This is a genomic window from Sulfurovum sp. AR (assembly GCF_000296775.1).
GTDB classification, from domain to species: Bacteria; Campylobacterota; Campylobacteria; order Campylobacterales; family Sulfurovaceae; genus Sulfurovum; species Sulfurovum xiamenensis.
Genome location: NZ_AJLE01000004.1, coordinates 21,835 through 36,847, shown reverse-complemented (window position 1 = coordinate 36,847; position 15,013 = coordinate 21,835). Strand labels below are relative to the sequence as shown.

Annotated in this window: 13 protein-coding genes and 3 riboswitches; of the genes, 4 read left to right on the top strand and 9 right to left on the bottom strand. The window is 36.1% G+C overall.

The genetic code is table 11. The annotated features are described in order from the left end of the window. Positions 1-186 precede the first annotated feature (186 nt). From purL to SULAR_RS04785, 3 genes are all read left to right on the top strand, one after another. Positions 187-2,409: a phosphoribosylformylglycinamidine synthase subunit PurL gene (purL, locus tag SULAR_RS04795; protein ID WP_008243563.1), complete on the top strand. Its 2,223-nt coding sequence runs from the start codon at positions 187-189 to the stop codon at positions 2,407-2,409. 222 nt (positions 2,410-2,631) lie between these two features. Beyond that, positions 2,632-4,164, top strand: coding sequence for a bifunctional phosphoribosylaminoimidazolecarboxamide formyltransferase/IMP cyclohydrolase (gene purH / locus SULAR_RS04790; protein ID WP_008243562.1), 1,533 nt, complete (start codon positions 2,632-2,634; stop codon positions 4,162-4,164). Between the two features lie 108 nt (positions 4,165-4,272). Beyond that, a complete protein-coding gene (locus SULAR_RS04785) occupies positions 4,273-4,608 on the top strand; it encodes a DsrE family protein (protein ID WP_008243561.1) in 336 nt (111 codons plus the stop codon). A gap of 93 nt (positions 4,609-4,701) precedes the next feature. Here the strand turns inward: SULAR_RS04785 and SULAR_RS04780 are convergent, their stop codons facing one another. From SULAR_RS04780 to SULAR_RS04770, 4 genes are all read right to left on the bottom strand, one after another. Continuing rightward, positions 4,702-5,265, bottom strand: a complete 564-nt coding sequence (locus tag SULAR_RS04780) for an FISUMP domain-containing protein (protein WP_008243560.1) — start codon at positions 5,263-5,265, stop codon at positions 4,702-4,704. A gap of 6 nt (positions 5,266-5,271) precedes the next feature. After that, positions 5,272-5,439 (bottom strand): hypothetical protein, encoded by a 168-nt coding sequence (locus SULAR_RS11140; RefSeq protein ID WP_155993783.1) that lies wholly within the window; start codon positions 5,437-5,439, stop codon positions 5,272-5,274. A gap of 449 nt (positions 5,440-5,888) precedes the next feature. Further along, a complete protein-coding gene (locus tag SULAR_RS04775; protein WP_008243559.1) occupies positions 5,889-7,976 on the bottom strand; it encodes a fibronectin type III domain-containing protein in 2,088 nt (695 codons plus the stop codon). 126 nt (positions 7,977-8,102) lie between these two features. Further along, positions 8,103-8,185: riboswitch (cyclic di-GMP riboswitch) on the bottom strand. A gap of 136 nt (positions 8,186-8,321) precedes the next feature. After that, a riboswitch (cyclic di-GMP riboswitch) is annotated at positions 8,322-8,401 on the bottom strand. Positions 8,402-8,642: 241 nt separating this feature from the next. Beyond that, on the bottom strand, positions 8,643-9,740 hold the full coding sequence (locus tag SULAR_RS04770; protein WP_008243553.1) for a carboxypeptidase-like regulatory domain-containing protein: 1,098 nt from the start codon (positions 9,738-9,740) through the stop codon (positions 8,643-8,645). 117 nt (positions 9,741-9,857) lie between these two features. Then, positions 9,858-9,938: riboswitch (cyclic di-GMP riboswitch) on the bottom strand. Between the two features lie 154 nt (positions 9,939-10,092). Here SULAR_RS04770 and SULAR_RS04765 point away from each other — a divergent pair. Continuing rightward, on the top strand, positions 10,093-11,085 hold the full coding sequence (locus SULAR_RS04765) for a glycosyltransferase family 4 protein (protein ID WP_008243551.1): 993 nt from the start codon (positions 10,093-10,095) through the stop codon (positions 11,083-11,085). A 282-nt stretch (positions 11,086-11,367) separates the two neighbouring features. Here SULAR_RS04765 and SULAR_RS04760 read toward each other — a convergent pair whose 3' ends face one another. The 5 genes from SULAR_RS04760 to SULAR_RS04740 are packed head-to-tail and all read right to left on the bottom strand — an operon-like array spanning position 11,368 to position 14,974. Continuing rightward, positions 11,368-11,592: a hypothetical protein gene (locus tag SULAR_RS04760; protein WP_008243549.1), complete on the bottom strand. Its 225-nt coding sequence runs from the start codon at positions 11,590-11,592 to the stop codon at positions 11,368-11,370. Further along, the gene (locus SULAR_RS04755) at positions 11,592-12,455 is read right to left on the bottom strand and encodes a polysaccharide deacetylase family protein (RefSeq protein ID WP_008243547.1); all 864 of its coding nucleotides are present in this window, start codon (positions 12,453-12,455) and stop codon (positions 11,592-11,594) included. The genes SULAR_RS04760 and SULAR_RS04755 overlap by 1 nt, the downstream gene beginning before the upstream one ends. Position 12,456: 1 nt before the next feature. Continuing rightward, a complete protein-coding gene (locus SULAR_RS04750; RefSeq protein ID WP_008243546.1) occupies positions 12,457-13,038 on the bottom strand; it encodes an acyltransferase in 582 nt (193 codons plus the stop codon). Next, positions 13,023-14,252: an ATP-grasp domain-containing protein gene (locus SULAR_RS04745; protein WP_008243545.1), complete on the bottom strand. Its 1,230-nt coding sequence runs from the start codon at positions 14,250-14,252 to the stop codon at positions 13,023-13,025. Before SULAR_RS04745 ends, SULAR_RS04750 begins: the two co-directional genes overlap by 16 nt. After that, positions 14,249-14,974: a WecB/TagA/CpsF family glycosyltransferase gene (locus SULAR_RS04740; protein WP_008243542.1), complete on the bottom strand. Its 726-nt coding sequence runs from the start codon at positions 14,972-14,974 to the stop codon at positions 14,249-14,251. Before SULAR_RS04740 ends, SULAR_RS04745 begins: the two co-directional genes overlap by 4 nt. Positions 14,975-15,013: the final 39 nt, after the last annotated feature.

Here is a 15,013-nt window from a genome sequence, read left to right as displayed (position 1 = left end):
TTATCCTTAATTTGAATCATAAAATGAACAAAGTCCATTTTATGAGCTTAGTGCTAAGTTTTCTTCATCAGAAAGCTCAAGTGACCAGTCACTTTTTATAGTAAAACATTCTACCTTTTTATCACTTATTTAGTACTTTTTGAGTAAAATATAACCCTTATTTCACCCCCTAAAAGGACACTATCTATGTCACAACCTATAGAGAATCTAGATGAAGTTTTAAAGAATCACAAACTCAGCAAAGAAGAGTACCAGGATATTTTACGTATCTTAGACGGTCGTCACCCAAATATCGTAGAGATTGGTATTTTTTCTGCTATGTGGTCAGAGCACTGTTCATACAAATCAAGTACAAAATACCTTAGAGGTTTCCCGACAAAAGCACCATGGGTCATCCAGGGACCAGGTGAAAATGCAGGTGTTATCGATATAGGTGAGGGTATGGCAGCTGTCTTTAAAATGGAGAGTCATAATCACCCGTCATTCATTGAACCTTTCCAGGGTGCAGCGACAGGTGTAGGTGGGATACTTAGAGATATCTTTACCATGGGAGCAAGACCAGTGGCAAACCTTAACGCATTGCGTTTTGGTACAGTAAATGGTGACAGTGACACTGCAAAATACCAAAGACACCTCGTACGTGGTGTTGTAGATGGTATCGGATCTTATGGTAACTGTATGGGTGTTCCTACGATCGGTGGGGAAGTGAGCTTTGATGAGAGTTATAACGGGAACATTCTTGTGAATGCCTTTTCCTTGGGACTGGTCAAAGCAGATGAGATTTTCTTGGGTGTTGCCTCAGGTATAGGTAACTCTGTGATGTATGTAGGTTCAAAAACAGGCCGTGATGGTCTTGGTGGTGCGGTGATGAGTTCTGATAGTTTTACTGAGGAGTCAAAATCACTTCGTCCTACAGTACAGGTAGGTGATCCATTTACAGAGAAACTGCTTCTTGAAGCATGTTTGGAACTCTTCAAAACGGATCATGTAGTAGGTATCCAGGATATGGGTGCAGCTGGACTTACCTCTTCAGCATTTGAAATGGCTGGTAAAACAGGTGCAGGCCTTATCATGCACTTGGATAAAGTGCCGGCAAGAGAAGAGGGTATGACACCGTATGACTTTATGCTTTCTGAGTCTCAGGAGCGTATGCTTATTTGTGCGAAAAAGGGAAGTGAACAGGCTATTATCGACATTTTTGAAAAATGGGAATTGGATGTAGCAGTGATCGGTGAAGTAACCGATACAGCACGTATGGAATTGATGTGGCATGGTGAAAAATGTGCAGATATGCCTATCGCTCCGGTGAGTGAAGAAGCGCCGGTACTGGACAGACCAGTGGCAAGACCTGCATATTTGGATGAAGTGAATGCAAAAACTGTTGAGAGCTATCCAGCAGTGGATGACCAAGAAGCCTATGAAACACTGCTTTCAAATATCGAAGTATCAGACAAAGCTTGGGTCTACAATCAGTATGATTCTATGGTACAGACCAACACAACGAAAGGACCAGGAAGCCTAGATGCCTCATCGATCCGTATCAAAGAGAACGGAAAAGCATTGGCAATGAGTTCTGACTGTAACCCTCGTTACTGTTACATCGATCCTAAAAAGGGTGCGGCACTTGCAGTGGTTGAATCTGGACGTAATGTGGCAATGTCTGGAGCTAGACCACTCTCTATCACGGATTGTCTGAACTACGGTAACCCGGAAAACCCGGAAGTGATGTGGCAGTTCGCACAGGGTTGTGAAGGTATCAAAGAAGCATGTTTGGAACTCAATACACCGGTGGTTAGTGGAAACGTATCTCTTTATAATGAAACCAACGGTGTATCTGTATTTCCTACACCTGCTATAGCTATGGTAGGACTCAACGATGATCAAAATAAAGTACTCCCTTCATCATTCCAGGAAGAGGGAAGTCAAATCCTTCTTGTAGGTGAAACCAAAGGTGAATTCGGTGGATCACTCTATATTAAAGCATTGCATGGTGAAACAGCTGGGTCTTTACCGACATTTGACTATAAAACAGAACTCGCACTTTGGGAACTTGTCATCGAAGCGAACAAACAGGGACTTTTAAAGTCTGCAAAAGATGTGAATGTGGGTGGGTTAGCCATCGCACTCTCTAAAATGGCAGCAGTCTCTAACAAAGGTGTAAGCGCTGAGATCGCGTTGGATGACAGTAAAAATATTTTTGATGAATCACAAAGTAGAGCACTTTTAGAAGTTTCTGAAGAGTATGTAGAAGCAGTTGTTCGTATGGCTATGGACCTTGGTATTAAAGTGACGAACATTGGTACAGTTGGTGGAGAGAGCGTGAAGGTAAATGATGTGGCACTTTCTTTGGAGAAAGTAAAAGATATTTACTTTAATACGTTTGCTCGTACCATTGAGCAGGACCTGTAATAGTATAATTTCCTCTTGTTCCCACTCTTCTGAGTGGGAATGTATACTTGAGTTTATTATTTGAATTGATGTATGCATTTCCAGTTTTATTTTGGGGATGAGAGTTTTATTTCTACTTTTTTTATAAAAAGTAGGCAAAAAAGCGTTACGGCTCTCGAAACGCTTCGCTTTCAAGGGCGTTCGCCGTAACATTTATTATTAATTATTGAGAAAGAGAGAAGAATGAGAGCACTAATATCAGTAAGTGACAAAAGCGGTGTAGAGAACTTTGCCAAAGAGTTGGTAGCATTAGGTTATGAGATCATCTCAACGGGTGGTACCTATAAAAAACTTCAAGATGCAGGTATTGCGGTGATTGAAGCCAATGAAGTGACAAAATTTCCTGAGTGTTTTGAGGGAAGAGTGAAGACGCTTAACCCATATATCCACGGTGGTATTTTACATAGAAGGGACAAACAGTCTCACTTAGATCAGGCAAAAGAGCTCGGTGTTGAAGGGATTGATCTTGTATGTGTGAATCTTTATCCGTTTAAAGCAACGATTGAAAAGACCGATGATTTTGATGAGATCATTGAGAACATTGACATCGGTGGACCAGCAATGGTAAGAAGTGCAGCGAAGAACTTTGACAGTGTGATCATTGTGACCGATGTCGCAGACTATGACACAGTACTCAATAACCTGAAAAACAATACAAACACGGTTGAGTTCAGAAGAGATATGATGATCAAAGCATTTGAGCATACAGCTGCGTATGATTCAATGATCGCAAACTATATGAACGGTCGTTTTAACGATGGATTCGGTGATTATCAGTTCATTACAGGTAAAAAATCATTTCAGACACGTTATGGTGAGAACCCGCACCAAAAAGGTGCACTCTATGAGTTTGACAATCACTTCACGAACAACTTCAAGCAAGTTAAAGGTGAAGCAAGTTTCAACAACATCAATGATGTGAACGGTGCATTGAAGATCGCTTCAAGTTTTGGTGATGAAAATGCCGTATGTATCGTAAAACATGGAAACCCTTGCGGTTTTGCCATCAAAGAGTCGCTTTTGGAATCCTATACAGAAGCACTGAAATGTGATCCTGTCTCTGCATTCGGTGGTGTGGTTGCAGTCAATGGTGTGGTAACAAAAGAGCTTGCAGAGAAAATGAATGAGATCTTCCTTGAAGTTGTTATGGCAGCGGATTTTGATGCAGAGGCATTAGAAGTGTTTGAGAAGAAAAAACGTCTTAAACTCTTTGCCCAGGGTGGAACAAAACTTGTGATGTCAAATGATAGCCATGATTTCAAACATGTAGACGGCGGATTTGTCTATCAGAATGCAGACTGTATCTGTGATGGTGAAGTACATAATGCTCAACAAAAATCAGAACTGACTGCTACAGCGCAAGAGATGAAAGACTTGGAGATCGCATGGAAAGTCGCCGGTCTGACGAAGTCTAACTGCGTAGTGTATGTAAAAGACTCAGCAATGGTCGCTGTAGGTATGGGGATGACAAGCCGTGTGGATGCTGCACAGTGTGCCCTTAAAAAAGCCAAAGAGATGGATCTGGATGTATCTGGTGCAGCGATGGCATCTGAAGCCTTCTTCCCGTTCCGTGACAGTATCGATGCAGCAGCAGCTGCAGGTGTAAAAGCGATCATCGAGCCTGGCGGAAGCATCAGAGATGATGAAGTCATTGAAGCTGCCAATGAACATGGTATCTCTCTTTACTTTACTACTGTAAGACACTTTTTACACTAAGATCTTTTGGCAGTATATGATTGATGTACTGCCTTTTTTATTCATTTTCTTCCTTTTTTAATCTTCCCAAAAATACTATAATACATCATTAATTTATTAGGAATAACTATGGACAAACTACTTATTGTATGGAGTACTGCCGAGATAGAAGTGGCAAAAAAGATGGTACTACTCTACTCAAGTGTCATCCTTCCAAGAGGCTACTGGGATCAAGCCCATTTAATGATATGGGGACCTTCGGCAAAACTTTTGGCAGAAAATAAAGTATTGCAAGAGATAGTAGCTCAGGTCAAAGCTACAGGTGTTGCACTCTCATGCTGTGTCGTATGCAGTGATGAATATGGAGTGACTGAGAAGCTGGCTTCATTAGGGATAGATATGATCCATACCGGGGAACTACTTACAGGGGCACTCAAAGAAGATTGGAAGGTAATTACCTTTTAGGTAGCTTCTTCCTAATTTTATTTTGAAAGAAAAATATATCTGACATCAGAAAAGACAGAAAGAAACTGTATTATAGTTTCTTTCTGGAAGCTGTTATTGAGGTTTAATACAACGTATTGGTAGACCATAAGCTCTTTTATGATCTGAAGCTCTACCATCACCTATTAAATCATAAGGAATTGATCCTCTTCCATTGGTATCATTAGTATCACTTGTCCAATAAATTGCCATAGTATCAACACCACCTAATGAACTATCGGGCGATCTATATCCTGCATATGCTAATTTAAAGTCATTCGAAACATTGGTATCAGTAATATTGAGATCTTTAAAATCATTTTCCGTAGCTACAACATAACCACATGGACACACTTGATTATCATCATAAGGTGTGTTCCAAGATGCAGATCTTAAACTACCATTATCATCAACATCAGCAGCTACCCAATCATGAGGACCTGAAGGAGGTACAATGAATTGTGCATACCAATCGGAAGTATTACTATCGTTTAGGTCTGTGGCTAAAAACGCATCGCATACTTCTGAATCGTTTTTCTCATGACCATCTGCATACCGTCCCCACTGATAGTAATCACCGTATGCTAGAGAATCATTTGTTTCAGTTGCAGCTTGACTGGCACCAAGGTTTCTATCCAACCAGGTTCAACCATTGATCTCAATGGCTACATATCCTCCTGCATTCAATAGACATTCTGCCTCTGTCTCACCAGCAGGTTGTCCTGGAGAGCTAGAAGAGTCACATCCACTAAAAGTTAACAAGGCAAAAATTGAGATTAAAAGAGAGTATATTTTGAGGTTCATTGTTTTCATTATCGATCCTTTTTTACATTATAAGGTAAGCCAACAGTTTATGTGTCGGCATCTATATTTAACTCCGCTATTACCATATTCGCTTTAAAGACATAACACTTTTTATCATCTTTACTCCTTCAAATATTTTTTTATTACAATCAATAATATCATATAATATATTAAATATTATCTTAATAGATAACTCTCAAATTGAATATATTGGCAAAAAATATTTCTTACAATGTTATGTAGAGTGAAAAAAAGTGAAAAGATGAGTGAAATATAAATGTTTGAGAAAATAATAATTTAGGAAGTATTCAATGTTATCAATGCTTGAACTGTAAAAGCAAAACTAGAAGCTTCATAGGAGTTTAAAAAGTTTGTTTTTATAATATCCTGTGTGTTGGGGATAGATAACGATGATGAATTACTCATATCATCATCGTCATAATAAATTCTTTATTATTTTAATTTCCAACTATTACGCCAGAAGCGATTGGATCTATCGTCCCATTATATACGGCTTCATAATTATCTTTGTAATTATACGCCTTGAGTTGAAAACTACTATCTGGAATCACTTCGAGTTCAAATAAACCATTTGCATCCGTAGAGAGATCGCTGCTTACCCAGTTATCTCCTATGGCGTAGACTCTTACGTCACTCATAGGTAATCCGTCTACATTGAGAATATAACCACGATAGATACCAGGAGTGTTCTCAATCGGCTGACTTAAACTCCATGTTCCCGGGTGTGATATTTCACCATGGTATGTACCATCTGCCTGCAATTCAGCATAACCTTCTTCGATCCATAACCCCTGATCATAATCATAATACCAAAGTGGAATGATATTCGCTCCATCCATAGAAGATACTGCATCAAATGTCAATGTTGCACTGCTGCCTTCAGCAAAATTGAGTAGATTACCATTCGCATCTTTACATAATAAACTGATAAGACCATGAGAAACAAACTGTTGTATCTCACCATATGTGTTTTGACCTTCAAATGAGCCAGAAAAGATTCTTTTTCCTAGATCTGTTGTAACATCTTGTATTTCTAACGCAACTGAAACTACACCACTGTAGGGATTACCATCTGTAGTTGTATAGACTGAAGCAGGTATGTTAATATGAGTATCATCAACACTAGTTTGACTATCAAAACTCCATTCAGTATCATAAGTATCAAGAGCATACTCTAGATAATTCGTAGAAGGTGTACTGTCTCCAGATAACTCTTTGATCTGGATTTTAGTACTTCCGAGGAGATATCCCTCTTTTTCAAAAGTCACAACTGCATTCTGATTTTCAACTATATTATTTAGTCTATAGAACCCATTTGCATCGGTTTTAGTAGAACAACCAGCGATCGTTACTGTAACATCTACTAAACCAGTATCGGAAGTAGTGTCTTTAACTTGTCCTAAATGTTGAGCTGGTCCACTCTGACAACTAGACAGTGTTTTAAAAGTTTGGTCATCACTTATAACAGTATTACCATTTTCATCTGTTGAGATGACTCTATAATGATAGGTAGTGTCAGGTTTAAGATTAGAGAGTAGTTGGATATGTTTATTATAATTGAAACTCGTTTCTTTTGTAGAAAAATTACCATAATTATTAGTAATTCCGTATTCTACTTGTCCTGTTGCATAGTTGCTTAGTTCCCAGGTAATAAGTGTTGAATTTTCTGTTGTACTACTATCCGAAATAGAATTAATTGTTAAAGGTATTGGCGCTGGTTCAGTTACGATCGGTTCGCTTGGTACTGGTTCTGTTACGATCGGTTCCGTTATGATTGGTTCACTTGGCGCTGGCTCAGTTACAATCGGTTCGGTTGGTGCTGGTAGTGTTTGAAAGGTTTGGTCGTCACTTATAACAGTATTACCATTTTCATCTGTTGAGATGACTCTATAATGATAGGTAGTGTCAGGTTTAAGATTAGAGAGTAGTTGGATATGTTTATTATAATTGAAACTCGTTTCTTTTGTAGAAAAATTACCATAATTATTAGTAATTCCGTATTCTACTTGTCCTGTTGCATAGTTGCTTAGTTCCCAGGTAATAAGTGTTGAATTTTCTGTTGTACTACTATCCGAAATAGAATTAATTGTTAACGGTATTGGCGCCGGTTCTGTTTGTAGTGCTGGTTTAGTTGTAAAAGTGAGAATATCTTCTTTATTTGAAATCTTTTTACCGTTGTTGTCAACACCTATTATTTGATAATGATATGTTGTACTAGATTCTAAATTAACTAAGGTAACCGTACTTTCAGTATCATTTATGGTAATAGATGAACCATAGTTATTGTTAGTAATATAATCATATTTTACTTCTGTTACAGTATAGCTCTTCTCTAACCAATTTGTGAGATCTATAGTTGCAGAATTTTCTGTTACATCTATTGTATCAGCAGGAACAGACACGGGTTTTAGGTTGATAGTTGAATCTATTGTAGAATCTGTTGATCCACCACCTCCACAACCTGTTAGCAAAGCTGCAATAGCTACTATAAGTATGTTTTGTTTGATATTGTTAAGTCTAAACATTGTTTAAATTTTCCTTCTTTTATGAACGTGTTGTTGTGAAGAAAATTTGTTATGAAGTAAATAGAAAATATTTTTCTTTGAAGAACGGTATAAACCACTATAATATAGCATTACTTTGTATGTTACAAAGGCAACTAGGCTATCTCAGTATTATTATGAGACCCTTGGCTTTCCGTCCCTGCTTCACAACAGGTTTGGCTTTTCTCCCTAACTTGATGGGCATTATATTAAAAGAGTATTACTTCAATATTACCCACTGGACTGTATATAAGATTAGGATTATAAACTTTAGTTAAAAGTTATAATTTATTTAAATTGATCATAAGAGATACGACTATTTTAAATAAATGCAACCCAGCTATCTTCTTTTCAAAAGACCTGAAGCTTTCCGTCCCTGCTTCACAACAGGTTTGGCCTAATACTTTTATTTCTGAAACTTATGATTAAGTAATACCTTAAATCATAGTCGTATCGGAATAATACATAATTAAACTGAAAATAATATAAAATTAAAATATATGTTTATAATCAATTAAATTGATGAATTATCATCTTAGACTTTGAGATCAATGTTAAATGATAGTGAATATAGAAGAATTAAACTACGGAGAAACTATGTGTGCTTCTCCATATTAAATGTTTATTGTATGTAAAGAAAAGACTATTTTATCCTTCGACAATATTTCCAGAAGCGATTATTGGCATTATACCATTGTATGTAGCTTCATATTGATCTTTATAGTTATAAGCTGAAAGCTGAAAATTGTTACCAGGTATCACTTCAAGCTCAAATTGTCCATTCTGATCCGTAGAGAGGTCACTGCTGATCCAGTTATCTCCTACTGCATAAACTCTTGCGTCACTCATCGGAGATCCGTCTACATTGAGAATATAACCACGATAGATACCGACTTCTACTTCAATGGGTTGGCTCAGGCTCCATGTTCCAGGGTGTGAGATTTCCCCAAGATATGTTCCGTCTGACTGCCGTTCAGCAAAACCGTCTTCAATCCATAACCCCTGATCATAATCATAGTACCAAAGTGAAAGGATATTTTCAGTTGTTCCTGTGACTGAAGGAAGTGCTAAAGTTATATTTTCTGATAAGCTTAGTGAAGCACCATTTTCATCTTTTAATTCTACTGACATAAGTCCATAGGAGACAAATGGAACAACAATACCATTGTTGTTCATTCCTTCAAAAGCACCAGGAAAAGCATCTCGTCCTTCAGCTGTCATTGTATCTTTAAAGAGCCAACGACTATAGACAACCCCATTATAGACATTCTCTGATTCATCTGTATGGATAGTACCTGCAGGTATTTCAACTGCAGCACTAGTAGATCCATCTTGGCTATCATAACTCCATTGGGTATTATAAGTATCAAGCGTATACTCTAGGTAATTCGTAGAAGGTGTATTGTCTCCAGATAATGCTTTTATCTGGACCTTAGTACTACCGAAGAGATAGCCATCTTTTTCAAAGTTTACTACCGCATTGTCATTTACAGCTATATTATTTAGTCTATAGAATCCATTTGCATCAGTTGTTGTCGTATGTGATTCGATATTTACTTCGACATTTGCTAGACCTCTTCCTGTAGCTCTATCTATCACCTGTCCTTCTTGTATAGCTTTCGAACTTAAAGCTGGTGTAGATGCTATTCCTTCTGAAGTAGTTGTCGAACCACCACCACAACCTGAAATAAATGTTGCTAAAGCTACGATAAGTAAATTTTGTTTGATATTGTTAAGTCTAAACATTGGTTTGAATTTCCTTCTTCGATTGATGACGTGTTTGTTGTGAAGAAAGATTTATTGTGAAGGCATAGAAGAGTTTTATATAAAAACAGTACTCTATAGTATTACTTTGTATTGAACAAAGGCAACTTGGCTATCTCATTAAAATTGAGACCCTTGGCTTTCCGTCCCTACTTCACAACAGGTTTGGCTTTTTTCACTAACTTGATGAAAATTATATTGTAAGAGCATTACTTAAACATTACTCATAGAACTGTATGAATATCTTAAGAATAAATTCACTAGTATGAATATTGCTTGATATGTCTATTTTATAGTATTATTAGGAGTAGCATTAATTGTAAAGGATGTGTTTATGAATGAACTGTTATTAGTTTATATTTTTTTATCTTCTTTAGCAGGTATAGCTATATTTATGTTTTTTGCTCAGAAAGTAGGATTGATAGATATTCCAAATGAAAGAAGTGTACACAAAAAACCGATACCAAGAGGTGCAGGTATTGCTTTTATTCTGGCTATATTTATTACTTTATTACTATTTGATCTTGAATATTTGAAAACATACTATTATATCTATCTGGCTATTGTTATGGTCTTTATAGCAGGGGTGTGGGATGATCTAAAAAATATTTCACCGATAATAAAATTTATCTTTATTTTTGTTTCTTCAATCATATTATATATCAATGATGTTGCGATATATTCTTTAGGGACTTATTTTGAATATGAAATCATCTTGCCAGCTTGGATGGTTTTTCCTTTTAGCTTTTTTGCCATAGCAGGCTACACTAATGCCTTGAATTTAATGGATGGTTTAGATGGGTTGGCTGCATCTATCTCTATGGTGATACTTGTTACTTTCTTAGCTATAGGTTTACTACATCATGATGAACTTATCATTTCCTTATCGTCATTCTTCATTGTAACTCTTTTCGCATTTTTGTTGTTTAATTGGTACCCTGCAAAAGTATTTATGGGTGATAGCGGTTCACTCTCGTTAGGAATGGTAATATCTATTTTAGGTATATACTCGACTCAGTACATTACGCCTATATCTATTTTGTTTATTGTAGCACTGCCTGTCTTGGATACATTTATCGTAATGATACGGCGCATGCAACGTCATATATCACCATTTCATGCAGATAAAAATCACATGCATCATTTCTTATTCAATGTGAAAGGGGATATCCGTTATACGGTCATCATCTTGACCATGATGCAAATGATATTTTCTATTATAGGATATCAGGTAAGTCATGCAGGTGATTTTCTTTCTTTGATTCTGTTTATATTGTTGTTCTCTATCTACTTAAATTTATTTGATCAGCGCCTTAAAAGACGTTAAAGCAAGAGCTGAGGCTAATCGGGCTATCTTTGATACATAGAGGTGTTTTATAATAGATAGAGGCTTCATTCGTCCAATGGATATATGTCTCCAGTCAATTATGAGGCTAAGATGCTACAATTTTCTTATTTGATATTCTATCATTTGGAATAAGAAAGTTGTTTTAAGTGGTATGGTTTTTGGGGTTCATTATACTCCTAACTTTTTCCTTTAATGATGATCTAACTCTAATATACTTAGATAAAACCAGAGGTAATTTATCGACTCATTGATGCTCCATTCCTATAAATTTTCTATAAACTTCCCCTCTGAAAAAACCAATAATCTCTCCAATAATCTACTTTTTGCCCATATACTATATTTACTATCTCTTACTCTGCCATCAAGCTCCCAACTCTTTCCTTCATTATCACTCTTATAAATTTCATAGCCTTTAGCTACATACATCACGTTGTTTTGAATATTCAGAACATTATAACGCGATATAATTTTTTTAACTCCAGCCATTACTTGTCTTTTCTATTAAGTTTAATTGTTTTGACTTGTGACCAATCTATATTCTTATTTGCTTCACGTAAATCCACAAAATCAAAATCATTAAGTAATCTATCAAGTTTATTGGATGTAGTTTTTAGTCCAACATAAGATTTAAATCTTCTAAATGCTGAAAGCCCTTCTATCATTGGCTGATCATAATCAAAATCTCTTGGGTGAAGATAGACCATGACATAATCGGATGTTTTCATGAAGAATTTAATGAGTGGATATGGGATCAATCTAAAATATCCACCGCCGGAAAAAATAATATTTTTCCCGAATAACGAGTAAAGATTAATTGGAAATTCTTTAATTCTAGCACCATCTATTTCAACATATGCCGGTTCTGCATGACCAAATTCTTTAAAACCACCATGTGCTCTTCGTGCAGGAAATACCGAACAGTCTATTTCAATACCATGCTTGCTGAGCTCCTCAAGCATCCAACTATTTTGATGTTTGAGAGAAAAACCAGGAGCTCTATATGCTCTTACCTTTTTACCGACTACATCTTCAATGGACTTGATCGATTGTTCAAGATCCTGCCTGAACTCTTCTCTATTGAACTCATAGGCGAGCTGATGCATGTCTGAATGACTGCCGATTTCATGCCCGTAATTGTCAATCTTTTTAACAATGGTAGGATACCTTCTTGCCACCCATCCAATACAGAAAAAAGTGGCTTTTTGATTGTGCTTTTTTAAAATATCTAAAATTCTATCCAAATTCTGGTGGATTCTACACTCAAGTTGTACCCACTGCTTTTCAGTTTTTGTTGATGGGTTATCCAAAACATGGAACCAATCTTCTATATCAAATGTCAATACATTCATTTTAGTTCCTTTGTGTAATTTTCTTTGCTGGTACACCACCGATAATAATATTTTTCTCATCAAAACTTTTCGTTACTGTAGAACCAGCTGCCACAATAATACCATCCGCCAATGTAACTCCAGCCGTAATCACACTATTACCCCCGATCCAAACATCATTCCCAAGTATGATATCTTTTTCCATTTTCTCCTGGTAAGTCATAGGTCCTTTATCTAGTGCATATCCGTGATTTGATGCATGAAGTTGTACTCCTGGTCCGATCAATACATTGTTACCGATAGTAATTTTAGATGTTTTACCTGCCCATATAATGCAATTCGTCGTAATTCGTGTATCAAAGCCAAGAGAAATATTTTTTGCATTGCGTATAGAAGTTGTAGCATGAACCCTATAAACTCCCCTAGTAGTAATATCAAACTTCCAGTAAACATGTTCAAATAGATAATAAGCAAATGATGATATAAGTGATTTTATAAAATGCAATGAAAATATTGATTTGATTATAATACCCAATTTTTCGTGATTACTCATCTGTGTTTTTTGTACTAATTCTAAATTTTTATCATTTATACTTTCTGACATGACCTGTACTCCTGTAAATCATTATTTGAAGATTTTCTCTTAAATGAGAGCTTAGACTTCCGAAATTTTGGATTAAGGTATTTTTTTATTCCAAGGATAAACCCCGCAAACATAGGCAGTGGGTCATCCCATGCTCCGTCCTCATAGCAGATGTTATTTCCCCAGAATTTGAACCAACTTGGTTTAGTTGCAAACCTTTCTTTGTTTGAGCTGAATAAAAACCATAAGATGTCCAAGGACATAAAACGCAAGATCATACCGGGAGTTGATTGATAAGATGTAACATTTTTTCCTAAAGCTTGCTGGACAATCATTTCTGCAAAATCAGTTCCCGACTCAAAACAGGACCGAATACAGGCTGGCACCCGAGGATTAATTTCCATGATTTTATATTTATTGTCACGCGGATCTTGAATATAGTCAAAATCAGCAAAACCAGTCCACTTAATCTCATCAAGTATTTGCTTTGAATATTCAACAATCTCAAGCCTATCTACAATCTCACTGCAACTTGTACTACCTCCAGTTATAGGAAAAAAACGATATTTTTTTTGTACAGTTGATGCCTTTAAACTGCCGTCATTGTCTCTAAACATCTGGCATTTAAACTGAAATCCAGTTTGTGGTATAAATTCCTGGAGAGTTGATGGTCCAAATTCAGTTCGTATCTCCTGATAAATTGATTTTAATTCATCCAAAGAATCTACTCTTGTGATACCTCTTGCGCCGGCTGCGATATTTGGCTTAATTAATGAGGGAAGGCCGCAATATGCTACAGCATCTTCAAGAGAGTTTTTTTCCAAATCCATTGTTCTTGGATGCGGAATATTCAATTTCCTGGCAATACTCATAGTCAAGTTTTTATCATGCCCCTGGATTAAAATATGATAATCAGGTATGGCAACCTTTGTATATACGCTAAACCTCTTTTTATTTTCACTCATAAGTTCAGCAGTATCATTAAAAAGAGGTATTGTTACATCATATCTGTTTTTTTTGAGAAATTTTTCCAGAAAATTCAGATAGGTATCCGTCTCATTGATAGCACTTGGGCACAGTACTTTTTCATGAGGGTATCTTGATGCCCAACCAAAAGATAATTTCTCTTCACAAAATGCTGTAACATGATAGTTCTTTTTTCGCAGTGCTTTTGCCAATGGCAGAACCTGAATAGTATGGCCATCAAGCAATAAGACTTTGATTTTGTGATTCATTTTTTTAATTCCTTATAAATTAATATAGGAACAGACCGAATTTGTTTTAATAATCGTGGAAATGATTTAGAGGGATTTTTTAAATTCCTGTATACCCATTCTATGTGCATTTTTCTCATAATTATAGGTGCTCGTTTAAAATTATCATCACCATAAAAAGTAAATGCTGCTCCGACACCAACCATTATGCCTTGTTTGAGGTATGGTTTTAACCTATACATAAATTCTTCCTGCTTAGGTGCTCCCAGTGAAACCCAAATAATATCTACATTGCTTTCATTGATCATTTTCGCAATCGATCCATAATTATAATTATCAAGTGGAATAAAGGGTGGTGAATAAAATAGCATATCTGAAATTTTAGGATCATATTTTACTAATTTTTGTTTCAATGACTTTAATAACTCATCAGTAGAACCTAAAAAAAAGGACTTATACCTTCCTTTACTTAGATAATCTATAAAAAAATCTGGACCAGGATAAGAAGAAACCGGTTCTTTGTATATTTTTCTGTAAAACAACGCCAACAAAGAACCATCACATAAATTAAATCCTGAATTATTTATAATCTTTTTATATTCTGGATTATTGTTTGCCACAGTAACAGTATTGGCGTTCACTGCACAGACATATGTCACCTTTCTGTCAGCAATGAAGTCTTCTATTTTTCTTTCGATCTCTTCTTTTTCAAACAAAAAGTTAATACCTAAAAAATTTGACATTTATACCCCTCTCATCATATACATTTCAACTAATAATTT